We start from the raw sequence: 14,154 nt of genomic DNA on the forward strand, positions 1-14,154 counted from the left end.
GGTGGTCCGGCGCGTGACGGCGCCACTCGGCACCCGGACGGCCCGTTGGACTTTTCGTGGCGCCGAAGCAGTGACGGTTCTGCAGAATCGGCCGAGAAGGCGAAGACGGTACGGAGGCCTACGAAAGTGTGGACACGCATGGTCGGCCCCGAGCTTCTGCTCGCCTCCGGCGAGGAAGGGCACGGGCTCGTCGGCCGGGACACGGAGTCCCGGACCCTGCGGGAACTGCTCCGGTGCCACCGTCTGGTGACCGTGACCGGCCCGGCCGGGGTGGGCAAGAGCCGGCTGGCCGCCGCCGTCGTGGACGAGACGCGGGACGCGCGCTGGCAGCACGTCGTGCGCGTGCGCTGGCGGGGCCGGGGACGGGCGGCCCCCGGCGCGCTGGCCGCCACGGTCGTCCGCTCGGTGTCCGGCGTACGGCCCCGGCGGGACCCGGTGAGCGTCGACGCGGCGCTCCGCGCTCTGCCCGGCGAGCGCAACCTGCTGTTCCTGGACGACGTCGACCCGGCGCACGAGGAGTGCGTCGGGCTCGTGCAGCGCCTGCTGATGACGGTGCCGGGCCTGCGGGTCCTGGTGACGGCACGCCGCCCCCTCGGACTGGGCGACGAACGGGTGCTGCGGGTGGGCACGCTGGGCACGCGGCGAAGCCCCGGCGAGGCCGAGCACGGCCCGGCGGTGGAACTGTTCCTCGCACGGGCGCGGGCCGGGGTCGCCGGGTTCCACGCCGAGGGCGCCGAACTGGACGCGGTGACGGAGATCTGCGAAACCCTGGAGGGCGTGCCGCTGGCGATCGAGCTCGCCGCCGCGCAGCTCGACCGGCACCGGCCGGCCGAACTCGCCCGGCTGCTGCGCCGCCGGCAGTGCTGGCTGGCCGCTCCCCGCGCGCCGCTGCGACGCCACCGGTCCCTGCGGGAGGCGGTCGGGGCGAGCTACGTCCTGTGCGACCGTACGGTGCGGGTCGTGTGGGGGCGGGCGAGCTCGTTCGCCGGGCCCTTCACCGAAGGGACCGCCGTGTTCCTGTGCGCCGGCGGGGGCGTGGAGCCGCACGACGTACCGGGCGCGCTGGCGCGGCTCGCCGCGATCGGGGTGCTGGAGCCGACCGCCGACCCCGGAGGCGTACGGCGGCCCCGCTACCGGATGCGCAGGGCGGCCCGCGACTTCGGCGCCGAACGGCTGCGGGAGGCCGGGGAGTTCCCGGTCGCCGTGGAGCGGCTGATGGCCCATAGCCGCCGGGTGGCGTCCGTCGCCGAGAACCTCTGGAACACCGGCTGCCAGTCACAGGCCGTCCGCCTCGTCCGGGACGAGGCGGACGACGTCACCGCCATGGTGGAGTACGCCCTTCAGCACACCGAGCACGCGGAGGCGGCGCTCGGCGTGGTCGTCGACCTGTGGTTCTGGTGGGCGGTGTACGGCGGCGAGGAGCAGGGCGGCGACTATCTGCTGCGGCTGCTGCCCCTGTGCGACGCGGACGACCCGGCCGTGGTGAGGGGGCTGTGGCTGGCCGCGTGGCTGGCCGTGGGCCGGGACCCGCAGACCGCGCGCACGCTGCTGGGGCGGGCGTGGCCGGCGGCGGTGCTGGCGGGGGACGACGCGACGGTCGGTCGCATCGCACACGTCCAGGGCATGCTGGCGCTGCACGCGGGAGACGTGCGGTCTGCCGCGGAACACTTCGGGGAAGCGGCGGAGACCATCCCGCCGTACGCGCCCGGCGGGCCTTCACCGGCCCTCGGTCTGGCCGTCCGCGCGGTCGCCCAGGCGGCGTTCGCACCGGGCGCGGCCCGTCGCAGCGCCCGCCGTGCGCTACGGCTTCCGGAGATCCGGCACGACACATGGGCCTGCCTCGTCGCCCGCTACGCGTGTGCCTTCGTCGACCACCAGGCCGGTCGCGGGGGCCGCGCCCGGCGACGGGCCCGCCGTGCCCTGGCGACCCTGGACCCCGCGCTCCCGGCGCCGCACGGCAGCACGGCCCTGCGCCGGCTGATCACGGACATCGAGTCCGGCACCGCACCCCGCCTCCGCCTCCGCTCCTCCCCCGTCCCCCTCCTCCTGCCCCCACCGCCGACGACGGCGACGGCGGCACGGAGGTGAGCTGCGCGTGTGCGGATAGGAACTACGTGGCCCGGTCGCGCCAGTGACGCATCGGGGCCCCAGGGGGAGCCGCTCCCAGAGCGGGGCGTCGGTTGCCACTGACCACTCAACCGGCCAACCGCTTCCACTGCCCCGGGAACGCCCCTTCGCATATCGGCGGCTGCAGATCAGACCCGCTGTGCAGCCGCCGATCAGTCACCTCAGCCTGCCAGCAGCGCCTTCGCGGCCAAGATCACGGGCAGGCCCACTTCGCCGACCATCGCCGCGATGCCGGTGATGCGCTGCACCAGGGCACGCCGACGCTCCTGAGTGGTCTCTTCGGCGATCGAGTCGGCCGCCGCGTCCACCTCCGCCCTGTCCTTCTCGTCCAGGTGCGGACGCAGCTTCTCGATCTCCCGCAGCAGGGCCTCCACCGCGGGCCCTCCTGCGGTCACGCCGACATTCTTGCCACCGGCCACGATGTCACCGGAGCCGGTGTGCTCGGCTTTACCAATACTGCCCGAGCCGTACTGCTGAATGTGATCGCCGCTCATGATCCCCCGATGTTCCCGCTACCGCTGTGCTGGGCTTTGCCAATGCTGTTCGCCCCGACCTGCTGGATGATGTCGCCGTGCACGGCGTGCGCCACGTTGATCACCGTCTGGGCAATGTCGGGATTGCCGATCGCTTTGGTGATCTCGTAGACCAGCTGGTGGATTTCCTCCTGCCGCGTGGACCAGATGGCCTCACGCTGGGTGCCGGAGGTGCCGAGGACCAGTCCGTACACCACGGGAAGCCGCAGGACCGAGACCAGCTTCCAAAGGAGAAACGCCTCACCGAGAAGAAAGACGATCATTCCTGCGTTGCCGACGACAGCGGCGAAAGTGCCGCCGACTATGCACCAGACGATGCTGCGGAGAATGAACTTTCTCCACGCGGCACCCTTGTTGACGGTCATCTGTCTCTGGCCGACATGGGAGATGTTGCGCAATGGGTAAGCTTCTGCGCCCACCCATAACACGCCTTCATTGATGGTTACTTGGGCCGCCAACGGACCCTCCCGTCCAGTATTCGGACTCCCGAGGCAGGTAGCGTAGCGACGCGCATGCTGTCACGCGACAGTAATCAGCCGGTCCGTCCTCTTGGATCCGTCCCAGCCGGATGAGGGTTCTTCCCGACCCGGTCCGGCACGCCGCCCCGTGTCGGCGTCGCCACCTGCACGTTCGCCCGCCTACCGGCAGCACCAGGCGGCTGCCGTCACGCCGTGCGGCGCCACCCGCACCCACGGTCACGCCTACGCCGGTCCCGGCGTAGGCGTACGCCCCGCTCAAAAGGCGAAAACTCAGGCCCCGCCCCGCTTCAGCCGCAGCGAGATCGAATTGATGCAGTACCGCTGGTCCGTCGGCGTCGGGTAGCCCTCGCCCTCGAAGACGTGGCCCAGGTGGGATCCGCAGCGCGCGCAGCGGACCTCTGTGCGGCGCATGCCGTGGGACCGGTCCTCCAGGAGTTCGACCGCGTCGCTGCCCTTCGGGTCGAAGAAGGACGGCCAGCCGCAGTGGGACGCGAACTTCGTGGCGGAGGTGAACAGTTCCGCGCCGCAGGCACGGCAGGAGTAGACGCCCTCGGTCCCGGTGTCGGTGTACTCACCGGTGAACGCGGGCTCGGTCCCGGCCTGGCGCAGCACGGCGTACTCCGCCGGGTTCAGCTCCGCGCGCCATTCCTCGTCCGTCTTCTCGACCTCGTACGGCATGTGTCTCAGCCCCTCACTGCTCCGCGGGTCACGTGGTCAGCCGGTCCAGGATGAGCGGGCCGAGGTCCGTGACGTCGCCCGCGCCCATCGTGACAACGAGATCACCGGGCCCTGCCATTCCTGCGATCGCGGACGGGGCCCCGGCCTTGTCGTGCACGGCGGTCACGTCGGCGCCCGCCGCGCGGGCCGCGTCGATGATCAGGTCGCTGGTGATGCCGGGGATCGGGTCCTCGCGGGCCGGGTAGATGTCGAGGACCAGGGAGGCGTCCGCGAGGGCCAGCGCCCGGCCCATCTCCTCGCCGAGTTCCTGGGTGCGGGAGTACAGGTGGGGCTGGAAGACGACGAGGATGCGCGCGTCGCCCGCCGCCCCGCGCAGTGCCTCCAGGTCCGCGGTCATCTCGGTCGGGTGGTGCGCGTAGGAGTCGATCACCTGGACGCCCGCGGCCTCGCCCTTCGGCTGGAGGCGCCGCTTGACACCGGTGTACGCGGCGAGGGCGGGCGCCAGTTCGGCGGCGGGGACGCCGAGTGCGACGCCCGCGGCGAGGGCGGCGACCGCGTTGTGCGCGTAGTGGCGGCCGGGCACGGAGACCGTGAAGGTGAGCGGCGCGCCGTCCAGTTCGACGCTCACCTCGCTCCTCAGGCCCTGTGGGACGACCGACAGGACCCGGACGTCGGCGTGCGCCGCATCGCCGTACGTCACCGTCCTGACCGTGTCCCCGAGGCGGCGGGTCAGTTCGCGTGCGCCGTCCTGGTCGGCGTTGATGACCAGCGTGCCGCCGGGGACGATCTTCCCGGCGAACGTCTCGAAGGACTCGTGGATCTCGTCCAGGGACGCGTAGTTGGCGTGGTGGTCGAGTTCGACGTTGAGGACGATCGCGACCTCGGGGGCGTACGTGTGGAAGCTGCGGTCCGATTCGTCGGCCTCGGCGACGAAGATGTCGCCCTCGCCGTGCAGCGCGTTGGAGCCGGGCTCGTCCAGGTCGCCGCCGATGGCGTAGGAGGGGTTCAGGCCCAGCGCGGACAGGGAGACCGCGAGCATCGACGTCGTCGTGGTCTTGCCGTGGGTGCCGGCCACGGCGATCGGGCGCAGGCCGTCCATCAGACGGGCCAGCGCGTCGGAGCGGTGGACGACCGGGATGCCCAGCTCGCCGGCCCGCGCCAGCTCCGGGTTGTCCGCGCGGATCGCCGACGACACGACCACGCAGGTCGCGTCGGAGGCCAGGTGGTCCGCCGCGTGTCCGATGTGGACCGTCGCGCCCAGCGTGCGCAGCGCCTCGGCGGTCGCGGAGTCCTTGGCGTCGCTGCCGGCCACCTTGGCCCCGCGCTGCGCGAGGATCTTCGCGATGCCCGACATTCCGGCGCCGCCGATGCCGATGAAGTGCGGGCGGTCCATGGCGGTGGGAAGGCCGGGTGCCATGCGCGTTTCTCCCAGTGGTGCGACAGGTGGTACGGGCGGGGTGGTGCGAGGGGTGTCCGTCTGGCGGCGGACGGGCGCCCATGCCGGAAGCCCGGACGAAGGGCGCCGTCCCAGCCTATGCCTTGCTGTGCGAGAACAGTTTCAGTACCGGTACGCCCACCTTGTGCCGGGCCCGGGAGGTCCAGTCGCGGTGGAAGAACTCCTCCACGTAGTGCGGGTCGGTCAGCACGATGACCTCGTCGGCCCCGGTCTCCTCGACCATGGTCTTCAGCGCGTCGAGCGGGTGGTCGTCGACCAGCCGGCCGCCTGCCTCGCCGCCGGCGGCGCGCAGCGCGGCCAGGGAGACCTCCAGGGCCCGCCGTCCCGTGCTCAGCGCCTCCTCGCCCTCGGGTGTCCCACCCTCCTGGACGGCCTCGTCGAGTTCGCCGAGCGCGACGTCGTCGATGGCTCTGAGCAGCCGGTCGGCCTGTTCGCCGCGCGGCTGGAGCAGCACGTGGAAGGAGACGGGTTCGTCCCCGTGCAGCGTGGTGACGAAGTCCACGTCGGCGGACGTCAGGGCTTTCTCGATCATCAAAACGCTTGTGAACACAGGCGCCCCTTCTCCTTCGAGGGCTCCCGGCCCTCAATCCTCCGTAGGCCGAAGACAGGCCCCGCGGAAACCAACCTGCCCCGTGATCACACGGGTCTTGCCGGACTCAGTGTGCCCGCCGAACACTAAACGGAAGGGTAGATTCCGCAGTTTTACGGACGAGCGGCACCGACCGGACCCATATCCGGCAGCCACGTATACCCACAGACGGCGACAACAGTCCGGCGAAAGTCCCCTGCGGGTTCAGCGAGGCCGGCGGGGTCAGGGCCGGCGGTAACGGCTGAAGAGGAATCCGTCCTCTTCCAGCACAGAGTCCAGCGCAAAACGCTCCGGAAGTGTCACTGCGGGCCCTCCGGCGATCCGCTGTGCCCCACCCGCGGTGAGCATCGGCGAGAGCGTCAGGCACAGCTCGTCCAGCACGCCGGAGGCCACGAACTGGCCCAGCAGCCGCGGTCCGCCCTCGGTCAGCAGCCGGGTGTGGCCCAGCTCGGCGAGGGCCCGCACGGCACGCACCGGGTCCACGCCGACGCCGTCGCCGGCGATCACCACCCTGGCGCCGGCCTTCTCGGCGGCGGCGATCCGGTCCGGTGCCGCTGCGGCGCCGGTGAGGATCAGGGTCGGGACGAGGGGCGAGGAGAACAGCGGCAGGGTGAAGTCCAGCTCGAGCCCGGCGGTGACCACCGCGATCGCGGGCGCGGGGCCCTGCCCGGCCGCCTCACGCAGGGCCGCGAAGTCGCCGCGCGCGCGTGCCGGACGGTAGCCCTCCCGCCGTACGGTTTCCGCGCCGACGACCACGACGTCGGCCAACGCCCGCAGTGTGCCGAAGATCCGCATGTCGGCCGCGCTGGAGATGGGCTGCGAGTGGCCGTCGTGCTGGGCGGCGCCGTCGAGGGTGGAGACCATGTTGGCGCGCAGCCAGGGCTGTCGGCGGCCCGGCCCCGGGCCGCCGGGCTCCCCCTCGGGACGGGCTTCGGGGCGGGTGCCGGGTCGGGTGTCCGGATAGGCGTAGGCGGCGGCCAGCTCGGCGAGGCTCCATTCGCGCCCGTCGGCGGCGCCGGGACCTCCGCGACCGTCCGTGTCGCCGGGAACGCGGTTTGCGTCCGCTCCGTACGGGGGAAGGGCCGCTGTCTGGTCGGTCACAGGGAACAAGCGTCGCATTCTTGCAGTCTGGCACGCGACTACGATGGAAATCGTGTCATCTTCCACCACCGCCTCCGAGTCCGGTCCGCCGGCCGACGTGGGCCCGCTGTCCCTGTGCGCCCGCGAGCCGCACGTCCCTCCGGACCGGCTCGTCGCCGAGATGGTGCCGCCGCCACGCTTCGACGGCGTGCGGTTCGGCACGTATGTCCCCGACCCGGAGCGGCCCAGCCAGTCCGGGGCCGTCGCGGTGCTCGAGGACTTCGCGACCGGGCTCGGCGGGGCGCACGCCTCCGGCGCCGGCCGCCGGAGCTTCTTCGGTTTCGGCAGGTCCAGGGCGCCCAAGACCCCGGCGGGCCCGCGCGGCGTCTACCTGGACGGCGGGTACGGCGTCGGCAAGACCCATCTGCTGGCCTCCCTGTGGCACGCCGCCCCGGCCGCGCCCGCGCTGAAGGCCTTCGGCACGTTCGTGGAGCTGACGAACCTGGTCGGCGCCCTGGGGTTCCAGCAGACTGTGAGGACACTGTCCGGGCACCGCCTGCTGTGCATCGACGAGTTCGAGCTGGACGACCCGGGCGACACCGTGCTCGTGTCCACCCTGCTCGGCAAGCTGGTCGAGGCGGGCGTCGCGCTCGCCGCCACCTCCAACACGCTGCCGGGCAGGCTCGGCGAGGGCCGGTTCGCGGCGGCCGACTTCCTGCGCGAGATACAGGGCCTGTCCGCCCACTTCCGCGCGCTGCGCATCGACGGCGAGGACTACCGCCACCGGGGCCTGCCCGAGGCGCCGGCCCCGTTCTCGGAGGAGCAGGTCACGAAGGCGGCGTACGCCACCGAGGGCGCCTCCCTGGACACCTTCCCGCAACTTCTGGACCACCTGGCCCGCGTCCACCCGAGCCGGTACGGCGCGCTCACCGACGGCCTGCGGGCCGTGTGCCTCACGGACGTACGACCGGTGCCGGACCAGTCGACGGCGCTCCGGCTCGTCGTCCTCGCCGACCGGCTCTACGACCGTGAGGTGCCGGTCCTGGCCTCGGGGCTGCCCTTCGACCGGCTGTTCGGCGAGGAGATGCTGAAGGGCGGCTACCGGAAGAAGTACTTCCGCGCCATATCGCGGCTCACCGCCCTGGCCCGCGACGCCGAGCCGCTCCTCGGGCAGCACATCTGAGACCACCGCCGCCCGCCCGGCGGCGCCCCTCCCTCCCGGACCGGCCCTGTGGTCAGGGGCGGGTCCGTGGAAGTGCACGGACTGCCGGACTCCGTCCAGGTGCCGGGCGTGTCCGCCTTCGGCGAGTCGACCGAGGCCGGTGTGCGCGGCACGGTCGCGGCGTCCACCCCGCCTTCCGCGCAGGCCGGGAACATGGCCTCGTACCAGGTATCGGGCATATCGTGGCAAGAGGCGCGTCCCGCAGCACCTCGCTCCTTGCCTCACCCTCACCTCCCCGGGCGCGTCGCCCAGCGGCCCTGTCGTCAGGAGGTCGTCATGCTCGAGGAAGTGCTGGCGGCGGTCGCCGCGACCGCGGCCGCCGGGGTGGCGTACGTCGTGGTGGCGGCGCGCGTCGTCAAGCAGTACGAGCGCGGGGTGGTGTTCCGGCTCGGGCGGCTGCGCGGTGACGTACGGCCGCCGGGTTTCACGCTGGTCGTGCCCGGTGTGGACCGGCTGCGGAAGGTCAATCTGCAGATCGTGACCATGCCCGTGCCCGGCCAGGAGGGCATCACCCGCGACAACGTCACGGTGCGCGTGGACGCGGTGGTGTACTTCAAGGTCGTGGACCCGGCGGCGGCCGTCGTCAACGTCGAGGACTACCGTTTCGCGGTCTCGCAGATGGCGCAGACGTCGCTGCGGTCCATCATCGGCAAGAGCGACCTGGACGACCTGCTGTCCGACCGGGAGAAGCTCAACCAGGGGCTGGAGCTGATGATCGACAGTCCGGCCGTCGGCTGGGGCGTGCAGATCGACCGCGTCGAGATCAAGGACGTGTCGCTGCCGGACACGATGAAGCGCTCGATGGCGCGGCAGGCAGAGGCCGACCGGGAGCGGCGGGCCCGGATCATCAACGCCGACGCCGAGTTGCAGGCGTCGAAGAAGCTCGCCGAGGCGGCCCAGCAGATGGCCGACACACCCTCCGCCCTCCAGCTCAGGTTGCTGCAGACGATCGTCGCGGTCGCGGCCGAGAAGAACTCCACGCTGGTGCTGCCGTTCCCGGTGGAACTGCTGCGGTTCCTGGAACGGGCCCAGCAGACATCGCCCGGGCACACCATCGCGAATCGGTCGAGCGAGGACACGTGATCGTCATGTGGTTCCCGTCCGAGAGCCGCAGGTGATAGACACAGCGGGTCACAGCTCCTGTCCGCCAGCAGGAAGGTTCCGCCATGTCCGAAAACGGCCGTTCCGCGACCCGTCGTCAGGTGCTTGCCCGCACCGGTGCGCTGGGAGCGGGCATCGCCTTCACCGGGGCCCTGTCCGAGCTCTTCGCGGGCAGTGCCGCCGCGCAGAACCTCGGTCACACCGGGTACGGCCCCCTCGTCCCCGACCCGGACGGTCTCCTCGACCTGCCGGAGGGCTTCCGCTACCGGGTGCTGTCCCGCGAGGGAGACCCGCTGCGTTCCGGTGAGGGTCCGGTCCCCTCCAACCACGACGGCATGTCGGCCTTCGCCGGCCGGCACGGCCGTGTCCATCTGGTCCGCAACCACGAGAACCGGGCCACCGCCAAGCTCGCCGTCCCGACCGTGGAGGGCCTCACCTACGACCCGGCGGGCAAGGGCGGCTGTACGGCCCTGACCCTGGACTCGCGCGGGAACGTGCTGTCCGAGCGGGTCGCCATCGCCGGTACGGCCGTCAACTGCGCGGGCGGCCCCACCCCGTGGGGCACCTGGCTGACCTGCGAGGAGACCGAGGACCGGGCCGGCACCTCCGGCTACACCAAGGACCACGGCTTCATCTTCGAGGTCGACCCGGTCGACCCGCACCGTTCCGGGGCGGTCCCGCTCACCGCGATGGGCCGCTTCCAGCACGAGGCGATCGCCATCGACCCCGAGCGCGGTGTCGTCTACGAGACCGAGGACGCCTTCCAGCAGCCGTTCGGCCTGTTCTACCGCTTCCTGCCGGAGAAGCCGCTCGGCGGGCTCGGCTCGCTGCGCGCGGGCGGCCGGCTCCAGGCGATGCGGGTGCCGGGCGTGCCGGACCTGTCGTCGATCCAGGAGACCGGCGCCTCCTTCGACGGCATCGAGTGGGTGGACGTACCGGACACGCAGGCCGTCGAGACGCCCATCCGGCTCCAGGACTTCGGCCCGAAGGGCATCACGCACGCGCAGAAGCTCGAGGGCTGCTACTGGGGCGGGCGGTGTGTGTACTTCGTGTCGTCGTTCGCGCACAGCGCGGAGGGCTCGGCCGCGGACCACTTCGGCCAGATCTGGCGCTACGACCCGAAGCACCGCCGTCTCACGCTCGTGATCGTCTTCGGCCCGGACACGGACGTGCAGCTGCCCGGCGAGTCGCCGGACAACATCTGCCTCGCCCCCAGCGGCGGCCTCATGGTGTGCGAGGACGGCAACGGCGCGCAGCACGTCTTCGGCGTGACCCGCAAGGGCGAGGTCTACGCCATGGCCCGCGGCCGGCAGAATCTCGGCACGCCCGAGGAACCGGAGTGGGGCGAGTTCGCCGGCGTCACCTTCTCCCCCGACGGGGAGACGATGTACGTCAACTGCTACACGCCCGGGACGACGTTCGCCGTCACGGGGCCCTGGCGCAAGTAGCCCGCGAGAGCCCGAGCCACACCGTGCCGCTCGTCGGCCCGCTGCACCCGCGGGCCCGGCACGTGTACGTGGCGACCGGCTTCGGCGGCTGGGGCATGACCGGCGGGGTGATGGCGGCCCGCCTGCTGACCGCGCTGATCACCGGGGAGCCGTGCGCGTGGAGCGAGCTGTACGACCCTCGCCGGCTGCGCTCGACGGTGCGTGAGGCGCCGCAGTTCCTGAAGCACCAGGCGCAGGTCGTCGGCCACTTCGTCGGCGACCGGCTGCGGCCCCCGCCTCCGGTGGAGTCCCTGCCGACGGGCGAGGGCGCGCTGGTCCGCGTCGACGGCGACCGGCTCGCGGTGTACCGCGACGACGACGGCGCCCTGCACGCCGTGTCCTCCCGCTGCACGCACATGGGCTGCCTGGTCGCCTTCAACGCCGCCGAACGCACCTGGGAGTGCCCGTGCCACGGCTCCCGCTTCGACACGGACGGCAAGGTGGTCCAGGGCCCGGCGACCAAGCCGCTCAAACGCCGGGAGATCTGAGCGGGGCCCGCCCGCCCGTTCGAACAGGTGACCCCCGGCGCATACGCTGGACACATGAGTGACGGCGACGACTACTGCCTGATCGACACGGCCCGGCCGCCCAGGGCCGACGGACCGCCGTACGCGGAGTGCGTGCTGTGCCGGGAGCCGACCGAGTACCCGGAGTCGTACAAAGGCATCACGCTGTGCCCGGTGTGCGAGTGGCAGGAGGCCCAGCGGACGGCCTGCTCGGGGTAGGGCGGGCCGTTCCCGGTTTCCCGGATCCGGGCGCCCCGGCCGGTGCTACGGAACGGGCGCCCCCGGGCCGGTGCTCCGGACCAGAGCCGCCGCGCCCGGTGCTCCGGACCGGGGACGTAAGCCCTGCCCCGGACCCGGGAAAGCGGACGTGCCCCGGACCGGGTTACCTCGACCGTGCCCCGGACCAGGGAGAGCGGACGTGCCCCGGACCGGGGTCCTGGACCGTGCCCCGGGCCGGGGGGACGTGGGCCGTGCCCGGGTTGGCAGACTGGGGGCGTGAGCGAAGAAACCACGTCCGCACGGCCGGCGTCCGCAGAAGAACCCGCGTCCGTGAGCGACAGCGCCTTCCATGTCGAGCCCGGTGGCCGCGACCTGGCGCCGCAGTTCGTACTGCCGCTGGTCGTCCGCATCGAGCGGGCGGCTCCCCCGGCGCGCACCGACGCCCTGGAGACCGCGGCGCGTGCGGTGCTGGTGCTGCTGAGCGACGAGCGGTCGTCGGGGGACGGCGCGTGGGCGCGGGCGGTGCGGGACTGGCAGGACGCCCGGATCCGCAAGGTGGTGCGGCGGGCGCGCGGCGCCGAGTGGCGGCGGTCCGAGGCGCTGGACGGCATCACCGTGACCGGTGGGTCCGCGGAGGTACGGGTCTTCCCGCCGGTTCCGCTGGACGGCTGGCCCAGGGACCTGGCCCGGCTGCAGGTGTCCGGCACCGAACTGGACGACCCGGAGGCGCCGGTACCGGCCGACCCGGCCACGCCGGTGCTGTGGACGAACCCGGACATCGCCATGTCGGCGGGCAAGGCGATGGCGCAGGCCGGGCACGGCGCGCAGCTCGCCCGGTGGGCGCTGCCGGACGAGGAGCGGGCCGCCTGGCGCGACGCGGGCTTCCCGCTGGCCGTGCGCACGGCCGACCCCGCGGACTGGGCGCGGCTGACGGCGAGCGGCCTCCCGGTGGTGCGGGACGCGGGCTTCACCGAGATCGCACCGGGGTCCTGCACGGTCGTGGCGGACCATCCGGCGCTGCGCTGACGTCCCGGGTCCGTCTCGGAGGGGGCCCGCTTCCCTCTCGGGGAGCCTCGCAGGCCGCAACCTCAAATGTTGCTCTGAACGTCTCCGTCACAGGGTTCGGTCCCGGTCGCGGGGGCGATACCTCCGGCACGTCCGAAGGGACGTTCCGGCAGGCCCCGGGCGGGGCCGGGACGTCAGCGGGCAGGCGGCCCGGGGGCCGGGCGGACGGCCGGGGGGCCGTGTGGAGGAGGGACGGGGACCATGGAGCGACTGGGCACGGGGATCGGGTGGCGGCCGGAGATCGCGGAGGCCGTGGAGCGCATGCCGGGCATCGACTGGGTCGAGGCCGTGGCCGAGAACGTCTGCCCCGGCCACCTCCCCGACTCACTGCTGCGGCTGCGCGAGCGCGGGGTGACCGTCGTGCCGCACGGCGTCTCGCTCGGCCTCGGCGGCGCGGACCGGCCCGACGCCGGGCGGCTGACGGCGCTGGCCGAGCGTGCCGAGGCGCTGGGGGCGCCGCTGGTCACCGAGCACATCGCGTTCGTCCGTGCGGGCGGCCCGCTGACCGCCTCCCCCGGCCTGGAGGCCGGGCACCTGCTGCCGGTGCCGCGCACGCGGGACGCCCTCGACGTGCTCTGCGAGAACGTCCGCGTCGCCCAGGACGCACTGCCGGTGCCGCTGGCCGTCGAGAACATCGCGGCGCTGTTCTCCTGGCCGGACGAGGAGATGACCGAGGGCCAGTTCCTGTACGAGCTCGCCGACCGCACCGGGGTACGGCTCCTCATCGACGTGGCGAACCTGCACACCAACCACGTCAACCGCGGCGAGGACCCGGCCGAGGCACTCTCCCGGCTGCCGCTGGAGGCCATCGCGTACGTCCATGTCGCGGGCGGGTTCGAACGGGACGGCGTCTGGCACGACAGCCACGCCCACCCCGTCCCGCGGCCGGTCCTCGACATCCTGGCCGACCTCGCCTCCCGGGTCACCCCGCCCGGCGTCCTCCTGGAGCGGGACGAGAACTTCCCCGAACCGGCCGAGCTGGAGGGCGAGCTGGCGGCCATCGGGGAGGCGGTGGGGAAGGGGGAGCGGGCGCGGGCGGAGACACCGGCCCGGCAGGCCGGGTCGGGCGCGGCCGGGCAGGAGCCCCCGGTGCGGCCGGAGCTCCGTGAACGCCCCCGGGCCCGTCAGCACCTCGGCCTCGCGCAGACCGCACTGCTGTCCGCGCTGGTCGCGGGGACGCCCGCGCCCGAGGGGTTCGACCGGGTGCGGCTCGGGGTGCAGGCGCGGGCGCTCGCCGCGAAGCGGGCCGGTGTCGTCGCCGGGGTCGCCCCCGAACTGCCGGAGATCCTCGGCGACGCGTACCGGCCGGCCTTCCTCGCGTACGCCCAGGGGCATCCGATGACCGGGGGCTACCGCCGCGACGCGCTGGACTTCGCCGAGCACCTGCTGCTCGCCGGGCGGCCCGAACGGGCCGACGCGCGCCGGGAGTTGCGGGAGTGGTGGCGGGAGCGCTCGGGCCCGGCACCGCGCTCCGCACGGCCGACGGCACGGCTGGCGCGGGCGGCGCGGCGGGCACTGCTGCGCCGGTGACCCGGCGGGGCGGGCCGGGCCGGCGCGACTGAGCCACCGGGGGCACGCCGGGGGCGCACAGGGGTGCGGGTGCCGACACCGG

The 14,154-nt window shown here is 73.2% G+C and carries 13 protein-coding genes and 1 pseudogene; 8 read left to right on the plus strand and 6 right to left on the minus strand.

Annotation, left to right across the window (positions count from 1 at the left end):
- Positions 1–126: 126 nt before the first annotated feature.
- Positions 127–2,088: a hypothetical protein gene (locus ABZ354_RS01520; protein WP_358651738.1), complete on the plus strand. Its 1,962-nt coding sequence runs from the start codon at positions 127–129 to the stop codon at positions 2,086–2,088.
- A gap of 200 nt (positions 2,089–2,288) precedes the next feature.
- On the opposite strand, the gene ABZ354_RS01525 is transcribed toward ABZ354_RS01520, so the two are convergent.
- The 6 genes from ABZ354_RS01525 to ABZ354_RS01550 all read right to left on the minus strand — a co-directional run bounded on the left by ABZ354_RS01525 (position 2,289) and on the right by ABZ354_RS01550 (position 6,981).
- Complete coding sequence (locus tag ABZ354_RS01525) at positions 2,289–2,621, minus strand: hypothetical protein (protein WP_358651740.1); 333 nt, start codon at positions 2,619–2,621, stop codon at positions 2,289–2,291.
- The gene (locus ABZ354_RS01530) at positions 2,618–3,118 is read right to left on the minus strand and encodes a DUF6232 family protein (protein WP_358651742.1); all 501 of its coding nucleotides are present in this window, start codon (positions 3,116–3,118) and stop codon (positions 2,618–2,620) included. The genes ABZ354_RS01525 and ABZ354_RS01530 overlap by 4 nt, the downstream gene beginning before the upstream one ends.
- Before the next feature lie 291 nt (positions 3,119–3,409).
- Positions 3,410–3,817: a peptide-methionine (R)-S-oxide reductase MsrB gene (gene msrB / locus ABZ354_RS01535; protein ID WP_358651744.1), complete on the minus strand. Its 408-nt coding sequence runs from the start codon at positions 3,815–3,817 to the stop codon at positions 3,410–3,412.
- A 28-nt stretch (positions 3,818–3,845) separates the two neighbouring features.
- Positions 3,846–5,234, minus strand: coding sequence for a UDP-N-acetylmuramate--L-alanine ligase (gene murC, locus ABZ354_RS01540; RefSeq protein ID WP_358651746.1), 1,389 nt, complete (start codon positions 5,232–5,234; stop codon positions 3,846–3,848).
- 115 nt (positions 5,235–5,349) lie between these two features.
- Positions 5,350–5,805 (minus strand): indole-3-glycerol phosphate synthase, encoded by a 456-nt coding sequence (locus ABZ354_RS01545; RefSeq protein ID WP_358651748.1) that lies wholly within the window; start codon positions 5,803–5,805, stop codon positions 5,350–5,352.
- A gap of 279 nt (positions 5,806–6,084) precedes the next feature.
- Complete coding sequence (locus ABZ354_RS01550; protein ID WP_358651750.1) at positions 6,085–6,981, minus strand: pyrimidine reductase family protein; 897 nt, start codon at positions 6,979–6,981, stop codon at positions 6,085–6,087.
- A gap of 34 nt (positions 6,982–7,015) precedes the next feature.
- Here ABZ354_RS01550 and zapE point away from each other — a divergent pair, with 34 nt between their 5' ends.
- The 7 genes and pseudogenes from zapE (at position 7,016) to ABZ354_RS01585 (ending at position 14,072) form a co-directional block, all read left to right on the plus strand.
- Entirely contained in the window at positions 7,016–8,125 is a 1,110-nt protein-coding gene (zapE, locus tag ABZ354_RS01555) for a cell division protein ZapE (RefSeq protein ID WP_358651752.1), read from the plus strand.
- Between the two features lie 315 nt (positions 8,126–8,440).
- Complete coding sequence (locus tag ABZ354_RS01560) at positions 8,441–9,247, plus strand: slipin family protein (RefSeq protein ID WP_358651754.1); 807 nt, start codon at positions 8,441–8,443, stop codon at positions 9,245–9,247.
- 83 nt (positions 9,248–9,330) lie between these two features.
- Positions 9,331–10,713 (plus strand): PhoX family protein, encoded by a 1,383-nt coding sequence (locus ABZ354_RS01565; RefSeq protein WP_358651756.1) that lies wholly within the window; start codon positions 9,331–9,333, stop codon positions 10,711–10,713.
- Positions 10,714–10,724: 11 nt separating this feature from the next.
- A pseudogene (locus tag ABZ354_RS01570) lies at positions 10,725–11,240 on the plus strand ((2Fe-2S)-binding protein); the annotation flags it as partial.
- Between the two features lie 54 nt (positions 11,241–11,294).
- Complete coding sequence (locus ABZ354_RS01575; RefSeq protein WP_358651758.1) at positions 11,295–11,477, plus strand: hypothetical protein; 183 nt, start codon at positions 11,295–11,297, stop codon at positions 11,475–11,477.
- 330 nt (positions 11,478–11,807) lie between these two features.
- Positions 11,808–12,503 carry a peptidyl-tRNA hydrolase gene (locus ABZ354_RS01580; protein WP_358651760.1) on the plus strand — a complete coding sequence of 232 codons (696 nt, stop codon included), beginning with the start codon at positions 11,808–11,810 and terminating at the stop codon, positions 12,501–12,503.
- A gap of 240 nt (positions 12,504–12,743) precedes the next feature.
- A complete protein-coding gene (locus ABZ354_RS01585) occupies positions 12,744–14,072 on the plus strand; it encodes a DUF692 domain-containing protein (protein WP_358651762.1) in 1,329 nt (442 codons plus the stop codon).
- The last annotated feature ends 82 nt before the right edge of the window (positions 14,073–14,154 follow it).

Origin of the sequence: Streptomyces sp. NPDC005925 (assembly GCF_040638805.1) — a bacterium.
In the GTDB taxonomy this organism is placed as follows: domain Bacteria; phylum Actinomycetota; class Actinomycetes; order Streptomycetales; family Streptomycetaceae; genus Streptomyces.

Excerpts from the sequence above, each read along its gene's own strand:
- msrB (WP_358651744.1), bottom strand. The coding sequence starts at position 3,817 with ATGCCGTACGAGGTCGAGAAGACGGACGAGGAATGGCGCGCGGAGCTG.
- ABZ354_RS01545 (WP_358651748.1), bottom strand. The coding sequence starts at position 5,805 with ATGATCGAGAAAGCCCTGACGTCCGCCGACGTGGACTTCGTCACCACG.
- ABZ354_RS01565 (WP_358651756.1), top strand. The coding sequence starts at position 9,331 with ATGTCCGAAAACGGCCGTTCCGCGACCCGTCGTCAGGTGCTTGCCCGC.
- ABZ354_RS01585 (WP_358651762.1), top strand. The coding sequence starts at position 12,744 with ATGGAGCGACTGGGCACGGGGATCGGGTGGCGGCCGGAGATCGCGGAG.
- murC (WP_358651746.1), bottom strand. The coding sequence starts at position 5,234 with ATGGCACCCGGCCTTCCCACCGCCATGGACCGCCCGCACTTCATCGGC.
- ABZ354_RS01575 (WP_358651758.1), top strand. The coding sequence starts at position 11,295 with ATGAGTGACGGCGACGACTACTGCCTGATCGACACGGCCCGGCCGCCC.
- ABZ354_RS01525 (WP_358651740.1), bottom strand. The coding sequence starts at position 2,621 with ATGAGCGGCGATCACATTCAGCAGTACGGCTCGGGCAGTATTGGTAAA.
- ABZ354_RS01560 (WP_358651754.1), top strand. The coding sequence starts at position 8,441 with ATGCTCGAGGAAGTGCTGGCGGCGGTCGCCGCGACCGCGGCCGCCGGG.
- ABZ354_RS01550 (WP_358651750.1), bottom strand. The coding sequence starts at position 6,981 with ATGCGACGCTTGTTCCCTGTGACCGACCAGACAGCGGCCCTTCCCCCG.